The sequence below is a fragment of the Spirosoma validum genome, from assembly GCF_014699035.1.
In the GTDB taxonomy this organism is placed as follows: domain Bacteria; phylum Bacteroidota; class Bacteroidia; order Cytophagales; family Spirosomataceae; genus Spirosoma; species Spirosoma validum.
The window spans coordinates 225,653-246,310 of the sequence record NZ_JACXAA010000009.1; the positions used below are offsets into that span (position 1 = coordinate 225,653).

The 20,658-nt window shown below is 48.5% G+C and carries 17 protein-coding genes and 1 pseudogene; 13 read left to right on the forward strand and 5 right to left on the reverse strand.

Annotation, left to right across the window (positions count from 1 at the left end):
- The first annotated feature begins 9 nt into the window (after window positions 1-9).
- Window positions 10-234 (forward strand): hypothetical protein, encoded by a 225-nt coding sequence (locus IC230_RS23005; RefSeq protein WP_191041407.1) that lies wholly within the window; start codon window positions 10-12, stop codon window positions 232-234.
- Window positions 235-542: 308 nt separating this feature from the next.
- Here the strand turns inward: IC230_RS23005 and IC230_RS23010 are convergent, their stop codons facing one another.
- The gene (locus IC230_RS23010; protein WP_191041408.1) at window positions 543-2,057 is read right to left on the reverse strand and encodes a DUF4832 domain-containing protein; all 1,515 of its coding nucleotides are present in this window, start codon (window positions 2,055-2,057) and stop codon (window positions 543-545) included.
- 164 nt (window positions 2,058-2,221) lie between these two features.
- Here IC230_RS23010 and IC230_RS23015 point away from each other — a divergent pair, with 164 nt between their 5' ends.
- From IC230_RS23015 to IC230_RS23050, 8 genes are all read left to right on the forward strand, one after another.
- Window positions 2,222-3,301 (forward strand): dipeptidase, encoded by a 1,080-nt coding sequence (locus tag IC230_RS23015; protein WP_191041409.1) that lies wholly within the window; start codon window positions 2,222-2,224, stop codon window positions 3,299-3,301.
- Between the two features lie 113 nt (window positions 3,302-3,414).
- Entirely contained in the window at window positions 3,415-4,227 is an 813-nt protein-coding gene (locus IC230_RS23020; RefSeq protein WP_191041486.1) for a DUF3050 domain-containing protein, read from the forward strand.
- Between the two features lie 171 nt (window positions 4,228-4,398).
- Entirely contained in the window at window positions 4,399-5,295 is an 897-nt protein-coding gene (locus IC230_RS23025; protein ID WP_191041410.1) for a hypothetical protein, read from the forward strand.
- 183 nt (window positions 5,296-5,478) lie between these two features.
- Window positions 5,479-6,360, forward strand: a complete 882-nt coding sequence (locus tag IC230_RS23030) for a sugar phosphate isomerase/epimerase family protein (RefSeq protein ID WP_191041411.1) — start codon at window positions 5,479-5,481, stop codon at window positions 6,358-6,360.
- Between the two features lie 231 nt (window positions 6,361-6,591).
- Window positions 6,592-7,809 (forward strand): hypothetical protein, encoded by a 1,218-nt coding sequence (locus IC230_RS23035; RefSeq protein ID WP_191041412.1) that lies wholly within the window; start codon window positions 6,592-6,594, stop codon window positions 7,807-7,809.
- 11 nt (window positions 7,810-7,820) lie between these two features.
- A complete protein-coding gene (locus IC230_RS23040; protein ID WP_191041413.1) occupies window positions 7,821-8,183 on the forward strand; it encodes a DUF4180 domain-containing protein in 363 nt (120 codons plus the stop codon).
- A gap of 184 nt (window positions 8,184-8,367) precedes the next feature.
- A complete protein-coding gene (locus IC230_RS23045; protein ID WP_191041414.1) occupies window positions 8,368-9,408 on the forward strand; it encodes an NAD(P)-dependent alcohol dehydrogenase in 1,041 nt (346 codons plus the stop codon).
- 100 nt (window positions 9,409-9,508) lie between these two features.
- The gene (locus tag IC230_RS23050; RefSeq protein WP_191041415.1) at window positions 9,509-10,426 is read left to right on the forward strand and encodes a helix-turn-helix domain-containing protein; all 918 of its coding nucleotides are present in this window, start codon (window positions 9,509-9,511) and stop codon (window positions 10,424-10,426) included.
- 47 nt (window positions 10,427-10,473) lie between these two features.
- On the opposite strand, the gene IC230_RS23055 is transcribed toward IC230_RS23050, so the two are convergent.
- The gene (locus IC230_RS23055; RefSeq protein ID WP_191041416.1) at window positions 10,474-11,004 is read right to left on the reverse strand and encodes a DUF4269 domain-containing protein; all 531 of its coding nucleotides are present in this window, start codon (window positions 11,002-11,004) and stop codon (window positions 10,474-10,476) included.
- A gap of 105 nt (window positions 11,005-11,109) precedes the next feature.
- Here IC230_RS23055 and IC230_RS23060 point away from each other — a divergent pair, with 105 nt between their 5' ends.
- The 3 genes from IC230_RS23060 to IC230_RS23070 all read left to right on the forward strand — a co-directional run bounded on the left by IC230_RS23060 (window position 11,110) and on the right by IC230_RS23070 (window position 13,751).
- The gene (locus IC230_RS23060; RefSeq protein ID WP_191041417.1) at window positions 11,110-11,682 is read left to right on the forward strand and encodes a DNA-3-methyladenine glycosylase I; all 573 of its coding nucleotides are present in this window, start codon (window positions 11,110-11,112) and stop codon (window positions 11,680-11,682) included.
- Window positions 11,683-11,832: 150 nt separating this feature from the next.
- Window positions 11,833-12,873: a sugar phosphate isomerase/epimerase family protein gene (locus IC230_RS23065; protein WP_191041418.1), complete on the forward strand. Its 1,041-nt coding sequence runs from the start codon at window positions 11,833-11,835 to the stop codon at window positions 12,871-12,873.
- Between the two features lie 287 nt (window positions 12,874-13,160).
- Window positions 13,161-13,751: an RNA polymerase sigma-70 factor gene (locus IC230_RS23070; RefSeq protein ID WP_191041419.1), complete on the forward strand. Its 591-nt coding sequence runs from the start codon at window positions 13,161-13,163 to the stop codon at window positions 13,749-13,751.
- 141 nt (window positions 13,752-13,892) lie between these two features.
- Here IC230_RS23070 and IC230_RS23075 read toward each other — a convergent pair whose 3' ends face one another.
- The gene (locus IC230_RS23075; protein ID WP_191041420.1) at window positions 13,893-15,530 is read right to left on the reverse strand and encodes a Na+/H+ antiporter; all 1,638 of its coding nucleotides are present in this window, start codon (window positions 15,528-15,530) and stop codon (window positions 13,893-13,895) included.
- A gap of 347 nt (window positions 15,531-15,877) precedes the next feature.
- Here IC230_RS23075 and IC230_RS23080 point away from each other — a divergent pair, with 347 nt between their 5' ends.
- Complete coding sequence (locus IC230_RS23080) at window positions 15,878-16,120, forward strand: hypothetical protein (protein WP_191041421.1); 243 nt, start codon at window positions 15,878-15,880, stop codon at window positions 16,118-16,120.
- A 550-nt stretch (window positions 16,121-16,670) separates the two neighbouring features.
- Here IC230_RS23080 and IC230_RS23085 read toward each other — a convergent pair.
- Window positions 16,671-17,516 (reverse strand): annotated as a pseudogene (locus IC230_RS23085) (oxidoreductase).
- Between the two features lie 243 nt (window positions 17,517-17,759).
- Window positions 17,760-20,576 (reverse strand): purple acid phosphatase family protein, encoded by a 2,817-nt coding sequence (locus IC230_RS23090; RefSeq protein ID WP_191041422.1) that lies wholly within the window; start codon window positions 20,574-20,576, stop codon window positions 17,760-17,762.
- Window positions 20,577-20,658 lie beyond the last annotated feature (82 nt).

The following is a 20,658-nucleotide window of genomic DNA, read 5'->3' on the forward strand; positions in this document are numbered from 1 at the left end:
GTTGAGCATATGACAACGTATCAGGTTGATATATTAAACCCCAAAGCCACTAAGCTCCTTCAAGACCTTGCTGATCTTGATTTAATTGCTATCAAACACACTTCAGAGGATAAGTTTCTGAAAGTCATCGAACGATTGCGGGCAAAAGCTGTGGCTAATCCTCCAGCTTCGGAAGACATCACAAAAGAAGTAGAGGTCGTACGAGCAGCGCGTTATGCCAGAACCAGAGGATAAGGTTTTTATAGACATTTGCCGCTATTAGCAAAACCCAAACGCATAACCCAATTTTATAGATGCAGCTCTGGCTCATTTTGCTTGGCTAACTAACGGATCACCCCAGTTGGCGAAAGAACTTCATTGGTGCATTCGAGCGCAGACCGTAGTCAACACTAGCAGTTGCATCAGGCAGGGAGTGTATACACTCAGACGTATTGGATAAAGCTAGATCTGCTCCGGTTGTACTACCTGAAAGATGGGCGGGAGGTGGCAGATTTCTTCCAAATACAGCTTCTCAATAACAGAACAAGCCTCAGCTCGGGTGATCAACGAACGGTGAGTACGTGATTCAATTTGTTAAAGCCCGTTTGATCTTCCCAGAGACTTTCATTCGCGAGCCGAATGCTGTAAGCAGGATTATTTGCGAGTGAGCTATAGCCATCAGGAAGTTGTAAAAGTAGCTCGTACTGTCCCGCTGCTACGTTATCCGGAAGCTTAACCGAATGGCGGAGCTGATGGGAGCCAGGCAGTAACTGCCGCACATCCTTTGTTAATGAAATTGGATGAATGGCGCCCGTTTTTGTGTTCCGCAGAATGAGTTGGAGCGGCCTTGGATTGTATGGAGAAGCATAGCCAACATTAGCAAGAGCCAACGTAACGTCTAGTGGCTTCCCCGTTTTGGCAGATGCCGGAAACGTAGCCTTTCGAAGCACAAACCGATACCCGAGTCGGCGACGAATATTGTCCATACAGCCATTGGTTTGCCAGTCATTATTGACATCATTGTTGTAGCTGGTGTTTAAGTAACTGTAGTGCATCAACGCCATTTCCTGCTCGGCACGACCAAGAGGAGCGCAGTCGTTTTGTGGGCTAAAGGCATCATCGCAGGTTTCGCCACCCACGGCCGTATACCGGCTATCCTGCGCCATGTACCGACGTAGCACATCCGTAGCGGGCCCGCGTTTGGTCGAGGAATTGCCAACGTCGTAAAATGTTCCGTAATCGTCGGGGCTAGCCAGAAAACAATCGTTGTGAAAGCCAATGCGCGCTACCGGATTTCCACTAAATCCGGCGCTGACAGGCATTGCTGCCGAGGTGACCGGCGCTTTGGGTCCATACACAAACCGTTGCTTGATCTGAGGGGTGCGAACCTGCACCATACGGTCGGCGGGTAAGGCCTGTAGGAGAGCCGTCAGTACGTCATTCCGATCCTGCCAACTGCTGTCAGGAATAACACCCAGCCCATTGGTGGAGGCATCGCCGAAATAATCAGTAAAGTAGTTTTCGCCCCAGATGCCAATGAAACCCATTTGAAAAACGGCAATGACATCGGCATTTTCGTGTAATAACGGGCTTAGCTGACTAATGTGTTTTAAGACAATCGCTTTGGGCGCATCGCCATAAGGCGGACATATTTTGTATTGGTCGGGACAGTCGCCGTTTGTTGCCTTCTCGGTATAGGCAAAGCGAAGAATAAGTTTGATGCCAGCAGTCCGGGCAATGGCAAAATCAGCCCGTACTTTTTCCAGAAAGTCTTCACTGAGCGCGCTATCTTTAAATGTTTCCAGCCGGTAACTCCGATACACCAGCGAGCAATATATGGAATAGGTAGCCTTCGAAACGCGCTGGGTCTGGGTGCGGTAGGTGGCCAGCGTAGCGGCATTAAGTGGTACAAACCGGGCCGATGAAGTAGAGATGGGAATATAAAATCCCCGTTCGGGATTGGGAAAATCTTCCTGGCTTTCCCGGTACGTTACGTGGCGATCCTGTGCCTGTAAGCTCGTCGATACAAATAAACAGCAACAGGCAATTAACGTCAGCAGGTAGAAACGATAGTTCATAGCTGCAAATTAACCGTTACCAGCTTACAGAACCGTTAAAATTTCACCTAAATGAAGGCCTGCGTACAATGGAAGCTAAAAGACAACTAAATTGTCGGAGGAGAAATCGATAAATACGTCTCTCTCAGTTGAGAATACAACCTTGATTTACCAAAAGCCTTTCCATGCAATCACGAAAACAGTTTTTGAAAAGCGTATGTACCCTAGCGGTTGGTGCTTCCTGGCTACCCGTAAATAGGCTCGCTGACCTAGCCATAACAGCCCCGAAGAAGTCCATCTATTTCGATTTTCATTGCCATCCGGGATGGTCTATGACGGAACGCAACTTTGCGAATAACCCGGAAACCATGTTGACCCAAACGGTTAGCGACATGAAGGAAGGCCAGTTGACGGGTGGTTTTCTCGCGTTGGTGGCCGATGCTCCGCTTATTAAACCGGGCCCCAAAGGCATAATCATCACCCGAAAATTTTCGCCGGGCGACGGATGGGTTGAATACAAACGGCAGCTCCAACGGCTCAAAGAAGTTTTCAGTGCAGAATCCATCCCGTTTTCGACAGACCTGAGCAGCCTGAATACCGGGCAGAGCGGTCCTTTTGGTTACCTCGCGGTGGAAGGTGGCGATTTTCTGGATGATCAACTCCACCGGCTCGACGAAGCTTATCAGGACGGCGTTCGATCCGTTCAACTGGTACATTACGCCCCCAATAACCTCGGCGATCTTCAAACGGCTGACACTACGTTCAACGGGCTATCGTCGTTTGGTAAAGACGTCGTGAAAAAGATGAATGAACTGGGCATGGCGATCGACGTAGCACACGCTTCTTTTCAAACCGCCAAAGCCGTAGCCAGTCTCACGAAAGCACCCATTATTTTATCGCATAGTGTTTTGCAGATGGAGGCCGATCGTCCTATTGCCGTCCGGGCGATTTCGAAAGAGCACGCAAAAGTAGTGGCTGAAACGGGTGGAGTGATTGGTGCCTGGCCTTCAGGATTTAATAAAAGCTTTGATGAATACGTCGATAACATAAAGCGCCTGGTGGACGTAGTGGGCATTGATCATGTCGGGATCGGTACGGATATGAGCGCCAACTTCAAACCAGTTATGACCAGCTACACCCAGTTTCCGCAAGTAGCCGAAGCCCTTAAATCGAAGGGTCTTTCCAGCGACGAAGTCGACAAGATTATGGGCGGAAACGCCAAAACGGTGTTAGATAAGATAGCAAAGTCAAGGGCAAAAGGATGAACGCTACGTTTCTCCGTTTCGATAGAAGAGAAGCGAATGGTTGGCGCTCAGAACGCTCCACAATCTGTTGTTGAGTGCCAATCGTATATAGGAAAAAGTGATAATGACTAATGATGAACGAGCGAATCGAACTGATTAAAAATGGAATTGAGCCGTTGCGGGAGGAGATTATAAACCACAAGGTTTATGCCGCGATTCAGACTGTTGAGGATGTACGGGTATTTATGCAGTACCATGTGTTTGCCGTTTGGGATTTTATGTCGTTACTCAAGGCCCTGCAAACGAATCTGACCTGCACATCGGTCCCCTGGTTCCCGGTAGGATCAGCGGAGACCCGCTATTTGATCAATGAAATTGTGGCCGGGGAAGAATCGGATGTGGATAAGGGGGGTGTCCGGAAAAGCCACTTTGAGCTATATCTGGATGCGATGCAGCAATGTGGAGCCGATACGTTACCCATTGACACCTTTATTGCCGAATTAAAAGAAACCGGCGATTTCGATCGGGCATTTACGCGGTCGGGAACGCCGAAGGCCGCCGAACACTTTGTTCGTTTCACGTTTGACGTTATTGCGAGAAACCGGGCGCATCTGCAATCGGCGGTGTTTACGTTCGGACGGGAAGATCTGATTCCCGGCATGTTCATGTCCATCATCGACGACCTGCACACCAAATTTCCGGATAGCCTGTCAATCTTCAAGTACTACCTCGAACGCCACATTGAAGTAGACGGCGATCACCATAGCAACCTCGCGCTACAAATGACGGCGAACCTGTGTGGCGACAACGAACAATACTGGCAGGAAGCTGAACAGGCGATTCGTCAGGCCCTGCAAAAGCGCATTGATCTCTGGGATGGTGTCTATAACGAGCTAACGGAGAAGCGATTAAATCAGGCATCAGAAGAAATGGTTAATGCGGTTTAGCGTTTAGACTGCCCGTAAACGGTTGAAAACCGCTTAATCAATCGAGTAGACTGAATCATCCGCTACGCTTATCCTTACGAAGGTAGACGTAGCGTTTTTTTGTACTAAATGCAAGGAAGCACCATTTGCCAAAAGTTGAATATTTTTGAAAAAATAACATGTATTTAGGATATGACAGCAAAGGAAGCCTTAAGTTATTATGCAGAACTCGCTTTAACTTTTGATAAGAAATTAGACCGTTCGAAGTATGTTTATACGATCCATGATAATGAGAAATTTAGAGAAGCCTTTATGGATAATCCACCTCAACTTCAGAAAGTTTACTGGCAAGAGATTCTACAGAGGGCTCATTGGGCTGGATTGTCCTCTCTACTAAGAAACCTGAAATGGATTGATGGAGTTAATACGTCAATTAAAGAGAATAATTTCCTTTCATTTACAGCGAACTTAAGGTGTTTGATAGAAAGCTGTGGTGATAATTTTCTCTCGTTACGGCCAGTAGCCACAACATTGGCGGATAATCATCATAATATTAGCAATTGTCTTAGCGGGCAAATGAAAGAGAAAACTCTTTTTGTTTCTAAAGAATTAGAAGAGATTTTGATTCATTTTGCTTACGCAAGAAAAATAAGTAAAGAGGAAAAAGAAATCTCAGGGAAATTTCCAAAATATCAAAATGCGAAACCGGCAGCCGAATATTTAAAACAATTAGACAATAAAGTGGATAATGGTCCGATTAGTGAGCTTTATTCCTTTTTATGTCAGTTTTCTCACCCTGCAGCACTTTCAATCCATTATTTGTTTGAGCAAACAGATATGGATGATTCATATGAATTTACATATTTAGATAACCCAGATGTAAAATATATTAATATGATTTTAGAATCTTATAATGACGAAATTATGAACTCTATCATGTTTGGATTCAATACAAGTCTTTTGACACTTAAAACCTTAAATCTGTTTGATTACGTATTGACAAAGACACCGATAGTGGACATGATTGATTTAAGCGAGTTAAAAACATGGAAGACTATAACTGACAAATTTAAAATGAAGACCAAATGATGAAAATAAAAGAGAAAGATAGTTTTTAATTAAGAATAGGATAGAATACATTAACATGATTAGAGGAGTTTTATAACGGAATAGATATGCTATGTATCAACTCTATAGTACCGAAATTAAACTTTATCTAAATGACAACCTAACCCCTAAACCACATTCATTCAACCACTACTCCCAAAGCCCATGTCTGGTATCGATAGAAAAACCTTTTTGAAAGAAATGTCCCTGCTGGCGGGTGCTACGCTTGTTTCGGGAACGAGCTGGGCTTCTGAATCGGTGGGAGATAAATCAGCCATCAAGCTGGGGTTTGTTACGTATCTATGGGGGAAAGACTGGGACTTGTCAACGCTGATCAAAAACTGTGCGGATGCGCGAATCCTGGGCGTAGAGTTGCGTGTAGAACACGCCCACGGCGTAATGCCCGAACTGAACGCAGCCCAACGGCAGGACGTCAAAAAGAGATTTGCCGACAGTCCGGTTAAGCTCGTTGGATTGGGCACAAATCAGCAGTTCGATTACGTAGATCAGGCGCAAGTAAAAGCCTCCATCGAACGGGCCAAAGAGTTCATCCGGTTGAGCGCGGACGTGGGCGGAACGGGTGTAAAAGTGAAACCCAACGCCCTGCATAAAGAGGTGCCTGTCGAGAAAACAATCACCCAAATCGGCGAATCCCTGAACGAGCTGGCTCGCTACGGTGCTGAGTTGGGGCAGCAAATCCGGCTGGAAGTACACGGCGAAGAAACACAGGAATTACCCATGACCAAACGGATTATGGACGTAGCGAACCATCCAAATGCCACCATCTGCTGGAATTGCAACCCGCAGGATCTGAACGGCAAAGGCTTCGAATCCAACTTCAACCTGGTCAAAGATCGATTCGGCGCTACGTGCCATGTCCGCGAACTGGACCGGACCGATTATCCCTATCAGTCGCTGCTGAATAATCTGGTCAAAATGAATTACAACGGTTGGGTACTCCTCGAATGCCATACCAATCCGACCGATAAACTGAAGTCGATGAAGGAACAGCGGACGGTGTTCGATCAGATGATTGCCAAAGCGTAAAAGCTATCGGTGATACGCTTGATAACGATTACGTGCCGCTTAGTCAATTGACTCTTGGTGAGGTGTTTATTTTCTTTCGCTGCGTTTATCTTTACGAAGGTAGGTGCCGCGAATTTTTTATGGCGATGCGTTCCGCAAAACCTTGTCTGCAATGTTACGTCGGGTTTGCCATTTATGACAGGCAGGGTGCCTTTACGATTGACATACTACGTCCACTCTTAATCATCCTTTATGCACAAGTCTTTCCATTGGGTCATTTTACTCGGCGTTCAGTTTGCCCTTGCCAGTTGTTCCGACAATGCCGGAAACAGTTCTGAATCGTCAACGTCTTTGAGCGGGAATTTTCAGGAAGGTAATGACTATCTACTTTTCGAACGGGTTCGGATGATCGATAAGGTGGGTTTTACGCAACCGGCCGAAGCCTATAGTCTTTTGCTTCCCAAGGGTTGGACGCACGAAGGAGCGGTGAGCTGGAACAATCCGGGTTCGTCGTGCGAGGGCACGTTTAGCTGGATGAAAGCCCGGTCGGCCGATGGAAAATACAAGCTGGAAACGTATCCCGATCTGATCTATATCTGGAATTCGAATCCGCAATTGATGCAATTCTACCAGACCAATGGGTTTTCGTCGCCCAATTGTGCGCTGAAAGAACCCCTGGATGCTGAACAATATGTAAAACAGGTGTTTGCTCCACAGGAGTTAGGCAATCCGGAAATTGTCAGGGTGGACGAAAACCCGTTGGTGGTGGAGCAGATGCAGCAATCGAACGAGAAATCGATGAGCGAGCTACGGCAATACGGGGCTGGCGATATGCAGTTTCGGCAAACCGCCATCAACGCCCAGGTTCGCTGGCCCGACGGCACTAATGGCTTCATCGTGTTGGGGACAAACGTACTGGAAACGAATGTGCCGAACACCTACAACGGTACGTCTGATAAAATGTATACCACACAGATAACGAAACGTATCGTGTTCAGATATCCCGAAAACGACAAGGAACAGGCTGAACATCAGTTTAGTGTGATAATGAGTAGCATCCGAACGAATCCTTCCTGGAGCGATGCCGTAAATAAATTCTGGAAAGACGCCCGGCAGCGAAAACAGGTAGCTCACATTGGTCGGATACGACTGATGGACGAGCAGACACGGGCCATGGGCGAGGCCGCGATACGTAAGGGGAATGACCGATTACAGGCGATGAATTCGGAGATGAGGAGTTGGGAAGCGCACCAAAATTCGCAGGATCGCATGCACACGAATTTTATCAAAACCATTCGCGAGGTTGAAAATTACCAGGACGCAACCGGGAAAGTCGAGTTGACATCAGGCTACAATCATGCCTGGAGTCGAAGCGATGGTAGTAGTTTCATCATGAGCAATAATCCTAATTTTGATCCGTCTGCTGTTTTTCAGGATCAGCAGTGGAAAGAAATGAAAAAAGTAGATTGATTTTTTCGCCAATGAACATTGAAACTCACCAGCTAAGTGATGTAAGAGTTGCCGAGGTAATTTCAGATGCCATTGTCATCAAAACGGCGGAAGATGGCCTGGATTTATTAGGTAATTTGTATTACCAGGACTTCGACAGTATCATCCTTCACGAGAAAAATATTATGCCTGATTTCTTTGATCTGAAGACCGGAATAGCGGGTGAAATCCTTCAGAAGTTTTCAAATTATCGGGTTCGTCTGGCGATCATTGGTGATTTCGGACAGTACACGAGTAAAAGCATTCGAGAGTTTATGGTTGAAAGTAACAAAGCTGGACACATCAACTTTGTGAATTCAACAACGGAAGCCCTGAGTAAACTTTCAAATCGGTAAGAGTTGGTCAAATTCAGCCTGTTGGTTCCTACCCAAGAGATTCGACAAAGTTCTAAACCGCTTCGGCGCCCCGATTTGTCGAAGCTCTCAGCCAATTCATTTTGGCTACAACATCCGGCAATTTGGCTACAGTTCAGGTTTAGCCAGTCAATACCTTTGTGATCATACAATTGAAACAGCGATTATGATTCACTCGAAAGGTTATGCTGCCCAAAGTGCTGAAACCGATTTAGCACCCTGGAATTTTGAACGACGGGATATTGGTCCGCACGACGTATTGATTGACATTGCTTATTGTGGGGTTTGCCACACCGATATTCACCTGACACGTAACGAATGGTTTCCCGGCCTGTTTCCGATGGTGCCCGGTCATGAAATTGTCGGAATCATTGCGCAAATCGGTAGTCACGTAACGAAATTCAACATCGGTGACCGGGCCGCCGTAGGTGTCATGGTCGACTCGTGCCGGGAATGCGAAGACTGCAAAAACGGTCAGGAACAATTTTGCAACGTAAGCCCGGTTGTGACCTATAACAATCGGGATCATTACGGTATGCCTGCCTATGGTGGTTATGCCAACAACATCGTCCTGAATGAAGATTTTGCGCACCATGTTTCCGAAAAACTAGACTTCGCTGCGGTGGCACCACTGCTCTGTGCGGGTATCACGACGTATTCGCCATTACGTAGGTGGAAAGTGGGAGAGGGGCATAAATTGGCGGTCGTTGGTCTGGGTGGCTTAGGTCACATGGCCGTGAAATTTGGCGTAGCATTTGGTGCTGAGGTAACCGTGCTGAGCACATCGCCGAATAAGGAGGAGGCCGCTAAAAAGCTGGGAGCGCATCATTTTGTGGTCACGAAAGATGAGGAGCAGATGAAGTCGGCGCTACGTTCGTTTCACTTTATTATCGATACAGTGGCTGCCAATCATGATCTTAATTCGTACCTCGCTCTTTTAAAAACCAATGGCGTTTATATCAACGTCGGTATGCCTGCTGAACCCTGGCAACTTTCGTCCTTTACGCTGGCTACGGGTAATAAAGTCGTGTCGGGTTCGGGAGCAGGCGGCTTGCCGGAAACCCAGGAAATGCTGGATTTCTGCGCGGAACACAACATCGTGTCTGATATTGAGCTGATTAACATTAAAGACATTCACACGTCGTTCGACAGGATGTTGAAAGGGGATGTGTTGTATCGTTTTGTGATTGACATGGCAACGTTGTAGTTTCTGTCATGCTGACGAAGGAAGCATCTTCGCTAGTAGCAATCAGTTAAGATACAGAAGATGCTTCCTTCGTCAGCATGACAGAAAATAATTAGGACGTATGAACAAAGAAACAAAGCCACCGTACATCTTCCATTCTGTTGCTGAGTTACACAAAGCACTGGGCTTGCCCAAGCCGCTGCATCCATTGGTAAGCCTGAGTAATTATCAGGATATGACGGCGGACACGACGGAGTTGCAAAAGGGATTAGTGACGAATATGTACAAGATTTCGTACAAGAAACATTATACCGGTAGGGCAAGATATGGCCAGAACTATTACGATTTCAATGAGGGCGGACTCTGCTTCGTTTCACCAAATCAGCTGATTTCAGAAGCCGAACCGCGCGGTGATTACGACGGCTTTACGCTCATGATTCACCCTGATTTTCTTCGTCCGTATCCGCTGGGAAAAACCATCAAAAACTATGGCTTCTTTTCCTATTCCAGCAACGAAGCGCTGCATCTTTCGGAGAAGGAGAGAGAGACGATCATGGGCGTGTTCAGGAGCATCGGCGAAGAGCTGTTATTGCCTATTGATCAGTACAGTCAGGATGTGATTGTCTCGCAAATTGAATTATTGCTCAACTACAGTAACCGGTTTTATAACCGCCAGTTCATTACCCGCAAAGCCGCGAACCACGACCTACTCACAAAACTGGAAGCCTTACTCGCCGACTATTTCGACAACCAGAAAACACTGACAGAGGGTTTGCCAACGGTGCAACACATTTCCGATCAGTTGAACGTATCACCCCGTTATTTGAGTGATATGCTACGTTCGCTGACGGGACAAAATACTCAGCAACATATCCATAACAAGCTGATTGAAAAGGCAAAAGAGTTATTGAGCACCCACGGCCTGACCACTGCCGAAGTCGCTTACCAACTTGGCTTCGAGCACCCGCAATCGTTCAACAAAATCTTCAAGCGTAAGACGAACGTATCACCGATTGAGTTTCGGCAGGCGTTTAATTGAAGGATTTTAGCTAATTGAGTAGTATAGGCTACTGTACCTGCTAGCTGTCAGGTAGTTTCAAAAGCCAGTAGCTCAGCATAGGGATCGGTGCCAAGTCCGAGTAATTTGCCAAAGGCGGGCTCGGTCTTATAGCCTTGTCGTTTTAGCGCAATGATTTCCTGTCGAAAGGCTTCTCCGCGTTCGGTAAGCAATTTGTGTTCGATGAGCATATGCCGGTAGCCCATCTGTTGTCGGGTGGGAATGTTCTGACCAAAGATTTCAAGCTCAAAGTCATCGATCCTGAACGTAGCTACTACAACGTCGTAATCCGGCGTAGAAGATTCTCGAATACTAAATCCTTTTTCTTGCTTGAAATTCTCTGCTACGGCGGTATAAAACTGCTGTCGATCAGTCCAGTAACAGATAATGTCGAGGTCACTGGTGTCAATATCGATGTTGATGGGAATAGTCCCTACCAATAGTGGCGCAAAGGGTTCGAGCTTTTCCAGAATATGATTTTCGGTCAACAGCCGATACGCTTTCTGTTGCCTGGGATTGCCATCGCTCAGATAGGCGATCGTTTCGAAATTCGTACGCATAAAAACTCATTCTGTAAGAGAATCTTATGTAGTCCAATAAACTTATAGGGGTTGAATGTGGCTACGGATGTATTCCTTAATTTAGCACGCAAACTAAACCAATTTATGTCCTATTGCCGCGCCATCGATTCCATGCCCGAAGAGCGTAAAGCCCTACACAAAGCGTATCACGATCAGCTGTATGGCTTTCCTATTCATGACGACAACGAGCTGTTTTGCCGACTGGTTCTGGAAATCAACCAGGCCGGCCTGAGCTGGGAAACCATCCTGAAAAAAGAAGCTACGTTCCGAAAAGCCTACGATAATTTTGACCTGGAAACCGTAGCCGCCTACACCGACGCTGACCGGGAGCGGCTCATGGCAGATCCGGGAATTATTCGTAACCGACTGAAAATTAACGCTGCCATCGAAAATGCGAAAACGATCCTTCGCTTACAGGAAGAACATGGCTCGTTTGAAAAATGGCTGGAACTACACCATCCCAAAACAAAGGCCGAGTGGGTGAAGCTGTTCAAAAAAACGTTTCGCTTCACGGGTGGTGAAATTGTCAACGAGTTTCTGATGAGTATTGGGTATCTGCCCGGTGCTCACTCCGCCGACTGCGCGATCTATTCGAACGTATTGGAGCATAAACCAAAATGGCTGAATGAACGCGTAACGGGCGTCGGGCAGGTTTAAGAACCTACCTCATCAAATCAAGGTCTATCTGTGTTTGTTGCTTATTGCTCTGTCGAATTTGTAGGTCTGTAGGAAAAAATATTGTTTTAACGGGTTATTTTTGGGAGATTAACCCTGGATAAATTCAGAAAGTAAACCTTGCCCTATACTATGAAAAACCAACCAACACGCCGTCAGTTCCTGGGAGCCTCAGCAGCACTCGTTTCAGGAGCGGTTATGGGTAGCCACAAACTTTTCGGTGTACCTGCTCTGATCCGGTCGCTGGGAGATAAGCCAAATTCACTGATCGACGGCGTACAGATTGGCGCCATTACGTATTCGTTTCGGGATATGCCCGATCAAAGTGCCGAAGCAACCCTGCAATACGTATTGGACAGTGGCATCAGCGCTGTTGAGTTGATGGGTGGGCCTGCCGAGTCGTTTGCGGGTGCTCCTAAAAATACGGTTGATATGAAGACTATTTTTCCGCTGATGCGGAAACGACGCGAGAAGCAGGAATTAACTGAAGACGAGAAGAAACAACTGGCTGATGCGGATGCCCAGACAAAAGCGTATCGGGAAGAAGTAGCGAAATGGCGACTTTCGGCACCCATGGCGAAGTTTGAACAGGTGCGTAAGATGTTCAACCAGGCAGGTGTAAAAATTTACGGATTCAAGCCCGATGCATTTGGCATACAAAATTCGGATGCTGAGATTGACTATGGCATGCGGGCGGCCAAACTGGTGGGCGCCAATCAGGTCACGCTCGAACATCCATCCAACGATGCTCATACGCTCAAATTGGGTAAAATGGCCGAAAAACATGGGATAAAAGTAGCATATCACGGCCATGAACAGCAAACGCCTAAGTTCTGGGATACTGCTCTGTCTCAATCACCCGCCAATGCGATCAACTTCGATTTAGGACACTACGTAGCTGCAGGTAATCCCGACCCGCTGGTATTTATCAAGCAGAAGCACGATCGTATTGCCAGCATGCATATCAAAGACCGCCAAACGGCCGACCACGGCAAAGGCAACTTGCCCTGGGGCCAGGGCGATACACCCTTACTTCAGGTATTAAAGTTGATGCGGGAGCAGAAGTACACCTTTCCAGCTACGGTGGAGTTGGAGTACCAGATACCAGCTGGATCAAATGCGGTAGCTGAAGTGAAAAAATGTGTGGCTTTCTGCCGGAACGCCCTGAGTTAGACGCTATTCAGTTAGCCTACGACTGGCCGGTCAGGTAATTCTGTGCTCCTTCAACAGAGTTATCTGACTGGCTGGTGCAAGTAAACGGTATGGTTCGGTCTGCTTGTCGTACGTTCTCATTTTAGGTCGCCCTAACAACGGTCAGAAATACTGTTAAATATTTGTTATTAGTAGTATAAAAAAGCGTACGATTACTTAACTGGGTAGAGAGTGATTAAACGAACGAGCAGACTGATTTTTGTAAGAAAATAGATCAACCAATCGAACGGACGTAGGAAAACCCGGTTATGAGCGAAACATCTACCACCTATTCCGATACAGATACGTTTGGCCCAACCAGCGCCGTCAACGACGAAAAAGCATTTGCTGAACTTTACGATTGTTATTTTCGGCTTTTGTTCAATTACACGTTCAGCAAGGTAAATGATCGGTTTGCCGCGCAGGAGATTGTGCAGGAGTTGTTCATCAGTATCTGGAAGCAACGGCATACAAACGCCATCCAGGTAAGTCGCGCTTATTTATTCGCCAGCGCTAAAAACCTCATCATTTCGCATTATCGTAAAGAATACACTCGCCAGCACTATTATGGGCAATGGGAAACGCAGCGTGAGCAATTCACGGAGTCTACGGATCAGCCACTTCTCACATCTGATTTACAGCAGCGTTACGAGCAAGGCCTTCAATTGCTACCTCCCAAATGCAAGGAAGTCTTTGTCTCAAGCCGTAAAGGTCACTCAAACCGGGAAATTGCCCAACAGTTAACGATTTCGGAAAAGACAGTTGAACAGCATATTACCAAGGCCTTGCGGCTATTGAAAGACTACCTTAGAGAGCACTACGCCTATGCGCTCGTGTATCTGTTCACCTTTTTTGATTGAACATACGCTGTTCAAGACTGGCACGGGTGTAGGATAGGGAAAATGGGTGAGCACAACGGGTTCAACGAAAAGACACGTTACGGGCAGCGTGATGAGTGCCGGTACCACGACCTGCCGTTGCCCTTATCGCCGGAAAGGGCTTTATTCTCCAGCGGCTTGCTCCGATGCATCCAGGCGGGCCATTTTCAGATCCAACCGCCGTTCAGCCGTCCGAAGCACGTCATCACTAAAGCGATTGTCTCGGGCCAGCTCGACCAGCAAGGCCTGCTGATAGTTGCCCAGCGCTCGCTCTGCCGCCAGCATCTGGCCCACTACGGATTGCTCGTCATCTGGCTTGGAACCTGATTCCGCTTCCTGTAGTGTAGCGCCGAGTTCGTTGACTACAAGTTGATACCGCCGGGCCAGGGTTTGTTTCAAGTGACCCGGTAAGGGCATCGGAAAGTCATTCTCTAGGTAGCCCAGCGCCCGGCTGGCCAGTAGGAACTCAAGCGCCTGATCTTCCCGCGCCTGATCGTTCTGGGGTTTCACGCCCAGCAGCCGGATCAGCAGGGGTAAGCTCAGCCCCTGTAGCACCAGCGTAGCCAGGATCACCACGAAGGCTAGAAAGAGAATTAGGTTACGTTGCGGGAACAACTGACCACCTTCCAGCGAGAGCGGCAGTGCCAGCGCCGTTGCCAGCGAAATAACCCCCCGCGTTCCGGTCCAGGCCACAATCAACACATTTCGCCAGTCAACCTGGTTTGAATGCTCGTCGTTGACAGAACCGGTAATGGTGGTCCGCTTGGACCAGCCCAGCAGATGCGGATAGTATGAACTAAAAAATACCCAAAGGATTCGAATGAGTATCGTAACGGCACTCACCACTACGCTATACAGCGCCAGTTCTCCCGTCGTGTACCCGCCAAGATCTGCCACGATGGCCGGCAACTGCAAACCAATTAGAATAAATACAACCCCCTCGAGTAAAAAAATGGCGGTGTCCCAGACGGCTCGGGATTCCAGCCGGGCCTGGGGCGAAAACACCTCCGGGGTGCGACGGGTGATCAGAAGCCCGGCGCTGACGACGGCCAATATACCCGATGCATGAACGTGTTCGGCGGCCAAGTAGGCCAGGTACGGAGCCAATAAGGTCAGGCTGGTTTGGATCGTCGCGCTGGTTATGCGCTGGAGCGCTACCGTCATCAACCAACCCAGTCCGCCACCGATCAGCAGCCCCCCTCCGGCCACAACCAAAAATTGCAGACTGGCCTCCCAGAGCACGAAGCTACCGGTCATGACGGCGGCTACGGCGTAACGGTATGCCACCAGGGCGGAGGCATCATTAAGCAGACTTTCTCCTTCCAGAATGGCAATCACCCGTTTGTTAAGTCCCAGCCCTTTAATAATACTGTTGGCAGCCACAGCGTCCGGGGGCGAGACGATGGCCCCCAGCACGAAGGCCAGTGGCCAGCTAAAGCCTGGAATTACGTAGTGTGCCGCTACAGCAACGGCCATTGTGGTGAAAAACACCAGCGTTACGGCCAAGGTAGTGATGGGCCGAATGGAGCGGGTAAACTCCTGCCAAGCCGTTTTGGAGGCCGCGTCGTAAAGCAGCGGAGGCAGAAAAATGATTAGTGCTACATCAGGATCTAAAGCCAGATTGGGCAAGAAGGGCACAAACCCGATCAACAGGCCCGTTCCCACCAGCAGAATCGGGTAGGGCAGCTTGATTTTATCGGCGATGGCCGACAAGCCAATCAGGATGGCGAGGATTAAGATGACGGTTTCAAAGTTTGCCATACGAGCTGGGTTCAACAGGGAGATCAGAAGCCGGGTAAGCTGTCCTTATTCTGTAACAGATTTTTTCCATTTATAGCCACAACAAGCCGATATTCTTATGTTGGGTTGATAGTCGCTGGTTGATTGACAAGAGGATGTTGGTTTAAGAAGGTGCTTAAATTAGTGCTCTGTGGTACGTCGGTGGGGAAAGCGGCCAATATCTTTTGTGCGTATACGGCTTATTTACTCATCGATCCGAACCTAACCGGCTACTATTGGCTTATACTCACATCAGTATCCACTGAGTCCCTTCTCCGACCTCGAATCTACTACGTTGTCGGTCTAGCTGCTCGCAAAGCCCCGCTTCAATGAGACAGCAACCCAACACCTCCATCGAACAGTTCACCATTGGCTATAAAGCCTTGCTGGATACCGAATGGATCGATGATCCTGCCAATCCAATCGATCACATCAAGGGCTTTATTGGCCAGGGCGAAACCATTTGGTTGCATCCAGACCATAGCGGGATCGGTCCGGTCTGGCAACAGGCACGTTTAGTGGACAAGACCCTGCGGTTCGTGCATTTACATGATTTTAAGAAAATAGCCTAAAGTCAGCTATTGTATGTAAGACTACGGTCACAACGGGAAAATGAGGAATGGATTTAGCCTCGATTTGATCAAGCGTTTTGTCCTGTCTACCCAGTCGGCGGCTAACCCACCGATGTGGAAGCATCGGTAAGCCCTGGTATAAAGACAAGGAGCTACAGGTTGGTTGTTTATTCGTTCTGACGAAGTTTTTCAATCGTCCTTTGTGACTTTCCAGGTAAGCCAGTAACCCTCTAAACGGGCGTTGCTATGACTACTCCAGTAAAGGCTTTTTTAGTCATTAGTGCGGCAATCAAAACATATTGTCGCCAAACGGCTGATTACCGGGATCCGGTTACACGGGCCTTGGTCATTCCTAGCGAAGATTAGTCAAGATGGTTGAGCGTATTCCGGCCGTAAAACTTCCCGAAGCATACAGATCAGGACTGCTGAAGTTACTACCTGTCGAGCCATCCGTTTTGGAAAACCATAAATGAATCTAAAATTGATTCAGGGGCAATGCCATTGTGCCTGGATAATTTCCCCAGACCCAACGGCATCTTTCCTAGACTACCTATTCCTGAAAATCGGCACTGAGCGTCAAGTCTTTCCAGGCGCTGAAATTCGCTTTCATCGAGTCGGCTTTCTCCATTGCCAGTTTATAGGCCATCTCTCCTAACAACAGGCGTAACGGAGGAGAAGCGGTTTCGACGGCTTGAATGATGGCTTCACACCCCCGGACGGGATCTCCTTTTTGATGACCACTGCCTTCCAGGCTGGCGGCCATTCGGGCACCCACACTCTCTTTATAATCGTCCAGTTGCACTTCCGTGCGAGCGGTAGAACGTCCGGCCCAGTCGGTACGGAAAGGCCCTGGCTCTACCAGCAATACGGTAATACCCAGAGGACCTACTTCTTTGGAAAGCGATTCCGACAAGCCTTCCACGGCAAATTTGGTGGCGTGGTAATAGCCCGTAGCGGTAAAACCAACTAAACCCCCAATGGACGAAAAATTGATGATATGTCCACTACGTTGCTGACGCATTACGGGCAATACCGCCTGAATCATATGGACCAGACCGAAAAAATTAGTGTCAAACTGGGCTCTGATTTTCTCCTCTTCCCCCTCTTCAATGCTGGTAAAGTAGCCATAACCTGCATTGTTGACGAGTACATCGATCCTGCCAAAGGTTTCCTGCGCTTTAGCTATGGCCGTAGCCACCTATTCTTTCCTGGTTACATCGAGAGGCAAGACAAGAGCCGAGTTGGCATAACCTTCCGCCAGATCGTTCACCTGGTCAATCTGCCTGGCGGTAATGACGGCCTTCCAACCTCTGGCCAGGATTAATTTGGCTAATTCTCGTCCGAAGCCAGTCGAACACCCGGTGATAAACCAAACGGGAACTGTTTTATTTTCCATACGTACTTGCCTGATTTTCTAAGACTTTTTTACCCTTACTTAGCCTATAATTCCATTGACGGACGCATAGACAGATGGGACGTTACTAATTTGTTTTGCGTAGCCTGCGAACGAGCTGGCTACCAGGATAACGCGTAATAGGAAGTTAAGTTAGTATAGGCTGCTTAGTTGGTTTATAGTTATGAGAAAAAGAGATTGGTCTGAAGGGCCAGTTCGTCTTAGGAGCCTAGTGGCATCCCTTTGTTACTGCTGGAAGTAATCGATCTTGTCAGCATCCACATTGTTGTTCAGCTTTTGTTCGCCACCACTCCCCGCCAGCAACGTACCACTCACGCTCAAACCACCCGTACTGGCTCCGGAACGGAAGCTTCCCAGCAAGCCTACGCTTAACCGGTTACCTGCTGCGACGGATTGGTTGGTGGAGAGAACGTAATACCCGCCCGCTGGACCGCTTAACTGCCAGACATCGTTATTGACCTGCCGACCGCCAAGACTCGTAGCGCTGGTGGGCAGGCTCAGCAGCAGGTTGCTGTCCTGAGTAATCTTCAGCGTAATTAATCCGCTGCTGGCCACGCCATTTGTTTCTATCACATCGACGACCACACTGATGTCTGAAGGACCATACACAGCGGTTGGCCGCGCGTAAAGCACTGGAGTCAGGTCCGGGGTCGCTATTGGGTTTGGTCCACCCAGGCCACCTCCACCGAACAGTCTGGCTACCACCGTTTCGGCCTGATAGTTGTCATTACCCAGGGACGTGTATTTCCAGGTAGTAACGGATGCATTACTACCCGGTTTATAAATGAATGCGCCATCAGCATCGTACGTAGCGGCCAGTGGAACGTTATGTTGACCACTACTGGGGTTTACATTAGCTGCTGACACGTTATTCATATGAAACGCATACAACTGGTTGGCTGTCAGGTCTGGTGTAAGCAGGGCATTGATGGCCTCGACATCGGCTTGCTGACAATAGAATGATACGTTGACCGGACTGGCAGGCTCCGTTGTCGGCCTCAGGGTGAAATGGCGATTCATGGTCACCCACCCTCCCGGCGTAGAGACGTAGTTAGCCGGCGAATTCACGGCGATCCGGGTAGCTCCCACCCCCAAAACGTTCAATTCAAAGGTGCCATCGCCCACGGTCCCAATAGTCTGTCCATTTTTCTGAATGGACAGCAGCTTGTTGAGACTAGCATCGGTGTAGTGCGTTTTATTGTCTGCTTTATCGGTACACTCACAAGTGGCCGCTCTACTGACGGTGGTCGAAGCGGGGATCGCAAAACTATCCGCATCTTTCACAATCGTGAACTGGTCAACCACCATTCCGTTAGCACCCGCAATCATCTTCGCCGTTAATATACCCCCTTCGATTTCCAGATACATTGACCCGCCCGACGTTTCATCATACGCCGAGGCCATCTGCGCCAATGGCCACGCGGCCTGTCGCCCGCCCGATGCGCCACCGTGTCCATTGACGACATAAACCGTTCCTTCGTTACCGCTCGATTGACGGCTTTTGAAGTAGTAGCAGGAATTGGCTGATCCATCAAAGCGTCCTGACGAGTTAGCGTTGCTTCCCGCTTCGGGGTTGTGAACAGCCGGGTTGTAGCTTGTACTGGCACCATAATTCCCTTTCTGGAGCCGGGTGCGCTCATAAACGTGACTGTGGCCATTCATGACGAGATCTACTTTGTACTGCTCCAGTATCGGCAACAGATTCTCCCGCACGTCGGTCAACTGACTATCTGTGTCCGAATTGTGTGTGCCCCGGGTGTACGGAGGATGATGCCAGAACGCGATAATCCATTTGATATGCGGATTGGCCTGGGCAGCCGCTAAGTCCTGTTTCAGCCAACTAATCTGCGGCTTATTCTCCACGAATCGTTCGGTTGACATCGCATCTTCATAGCGGTCTGAATCCAGGCTGACAAAATGAATCTGTCCATAATTAAACGAATAGTAGGACTCGGTTCCTGATGGTACGCCCCCCGCTTCACCCTGGGTTGGATTCGTGACGATGTCATAATAGGGAATAGCCAGGTTACGGCGTAAGCCGGTATTGCCATTCCCATAATCGTGATTCCCCGGCGTTGCAAAAATCGGCGATTGCTTCATGATTTTCTCGTAGCCATACGACCAGGGAGCTGTTACCGGATCTCGATTGAAAACGTTGGTTTGATATTGGCCGTCGGTACCTTCACCGTACGCATTGTCGCCCAACCAGAGAAACAGATCGACATAAGGATCACCCTGGCTGGCGAGGTAGTTTTTCATCTGGTTCTTAACACTAGTCTGTCGCGTTGAACCGATGCCGAAATCACCCAGTGACCAGATACGCACCTTTTTGCTCGTCCCTTCCGGGGGAAATGTGTAAAAATAGTTCGTAGAGCCCCCTTCCAGCACCTGAACAGACGTACCAATCGAGTAGAAATATTGAGTCTGAGGGTTCAGACCGGTTAGCCGAACTTCATGGTCAATTGTAGGCGTTAACTCACTGACCATACCGGTTAATGCATCGGCCGACGTACCGTACCGTACGACACCCTGTGAGGGCACATCCGTTCGCCAGCGTAGAGTCATCGCTGTTGAACTGGCATTCTGCAAATAGGGTCCTCGGAGCAAAATCGGATCGGGAGGAGCGTTTCCGATAGGTGTACCGACAGGACTGGCCGACACATGCTCGGTCTTTCTACCCGTTATCGCCACCGGGGAGGAGACGGCCCCGGTAGCCGTTGCCGTACCACTTAGTAGGCGGGTCGTTCTATAACCGGAGAAGTCCGACGAGACATCAGGGGCAGAGAAGGTACTTTTTTTTCTGTTTATCTCAAGGCGGATTTGCGTACCACCCTCGTCAGCAGCAGGAAGATTGATGATGCTACAACCAGCCCAGGCGACATCCCCTGCCAGTAGTGAAGCCCGTGCCTTTGCTGTTGATCCTGTCCAGATAGTCAGCAGCAGAAACCAGTAACGTAGTCCTCGTATACGGGAGGAAACGGTGTAGTTTCGATCAGGGGTGCTTAGGGACACATGCCCGTTAGTACGTATGGGTAATAGCATAAGCCTGCTGGTAAGTTGTTGACAACCACAAAATCATTCGATTGCCTTTATCTATTCGGGGGCATTCGTGAGCCGTTTTGAA

Coding starts and splice junctions, on each gene's coding strand:
- IC230_RS23015 (WP_191041409.1), top strand. CDS start 2,222: ATGCAATCACGAAAACAGTTTTTGAAAAGCGTATGTACCCTAGCGGTT.
- IC230_RS23050 (WP_191041415.1), top strand. CDS start 9,509: ATGAACAAAGAAACAAAGCCACCGTACATCTTCCATTCTGTTGCTGAG.
- IC230_RS23065 (WP_191041418.1), top strand. CDS start 11,833: ATGAAAAACCAACCAACACGCCGTCAGTTCCTGGGAGCCTCAGCAGCA.
- IC230_RS23040 (WP_191041413.1), top strand. CDS start 7,821: ATGAACATTGAAACTCACCAGCTAAGTGATGTAAGAGTTGCCGAGGTA.
- IC230_RS23020 (WP_191041486.1), top strand. CDS start 3,415: ATGAACGAGCGAATCGAACTGATTAAAAATGGAATTGAGCCGTTGCGG.
- IC230_RS23030 (WP_191041411.1), top strand. CDS start 5,479: ATGTCTGGTATCGATAGAAAAACCTTTTTGAAAGAAATGTCCCTGCTG.
- IC230_RS23055 (WP_191041416.1), bottom strand. CDS start 11,004: ATGCGTACGAATTTCGAAACGATCGCCTATCTGAGCGATGGCAATCCC.
- IC230_RS23010 (WP_191041408.1), bottom strand. CDS start 2,057: ATGAACTATCGTTTCTACCTGCTGACGTTAATTGCCTGTTGCTGTTTA.
- IC230_RS23005 (WP_191041407.1), top strand. CDS start 10: ATGACAACGTATCAGGTTGATATATTAAACCCCAAAGCCACTAAGCTC.
- IC230_RS23080 (WP_191041421.1), top strand. CDS start 15,878: ATGAGACAGCAACCCAACACCTCCATCGAACAGTTCACCATTGGCTAT.
- IC230_RS23045 (WP_191041414.1), top strand. CDS start 8,368: ATGATTCACTCGAAAGGTTATGCTGCCCAAAGTGCTGAAACCGATTTA.
- IC230_RS23075 (WP_191041420.1), bottom strand. CDS start 15,530: ATGGCAAACTTTGAAACCGTCATCTTAATCCTCGCCATCCTGATTGGC.
- IC230_RS23025 (WP_191041410.1), top strand. CDS start 4,399: ATGACAGCAAAGGAAGCCTTAAGTTATTATGCAGAACTCGCTTTAACT.
- IC230_RS23090 (WP_191041422.1), bottom strand. CDS start 20,576: ATGCTATTACCCATACGTACTAACGGGCATGTGTCCCTAAGCACCCCT.
- IC230_RS23060 (WP_191041417.1), top strand. CDS start 11,110: ATGTCCTATTGCCGCGCCATCGATTCCATGCCCGAAGAGCGTAAAGCC.
- IC230_RS23035 (WP_191041412.1), top strand. CDS start 6,592: ATGCACAAGTCTTTCCATTGGGTCATTTTACTCGGCGTTCAGTTTGCC.
- IC230_RS23070 (WP_191041419.1), top strand. CDS start 13,161: ATGAGCGAAACATCTACCACCTATTCCGATACAGATACGTTTGGCCCA.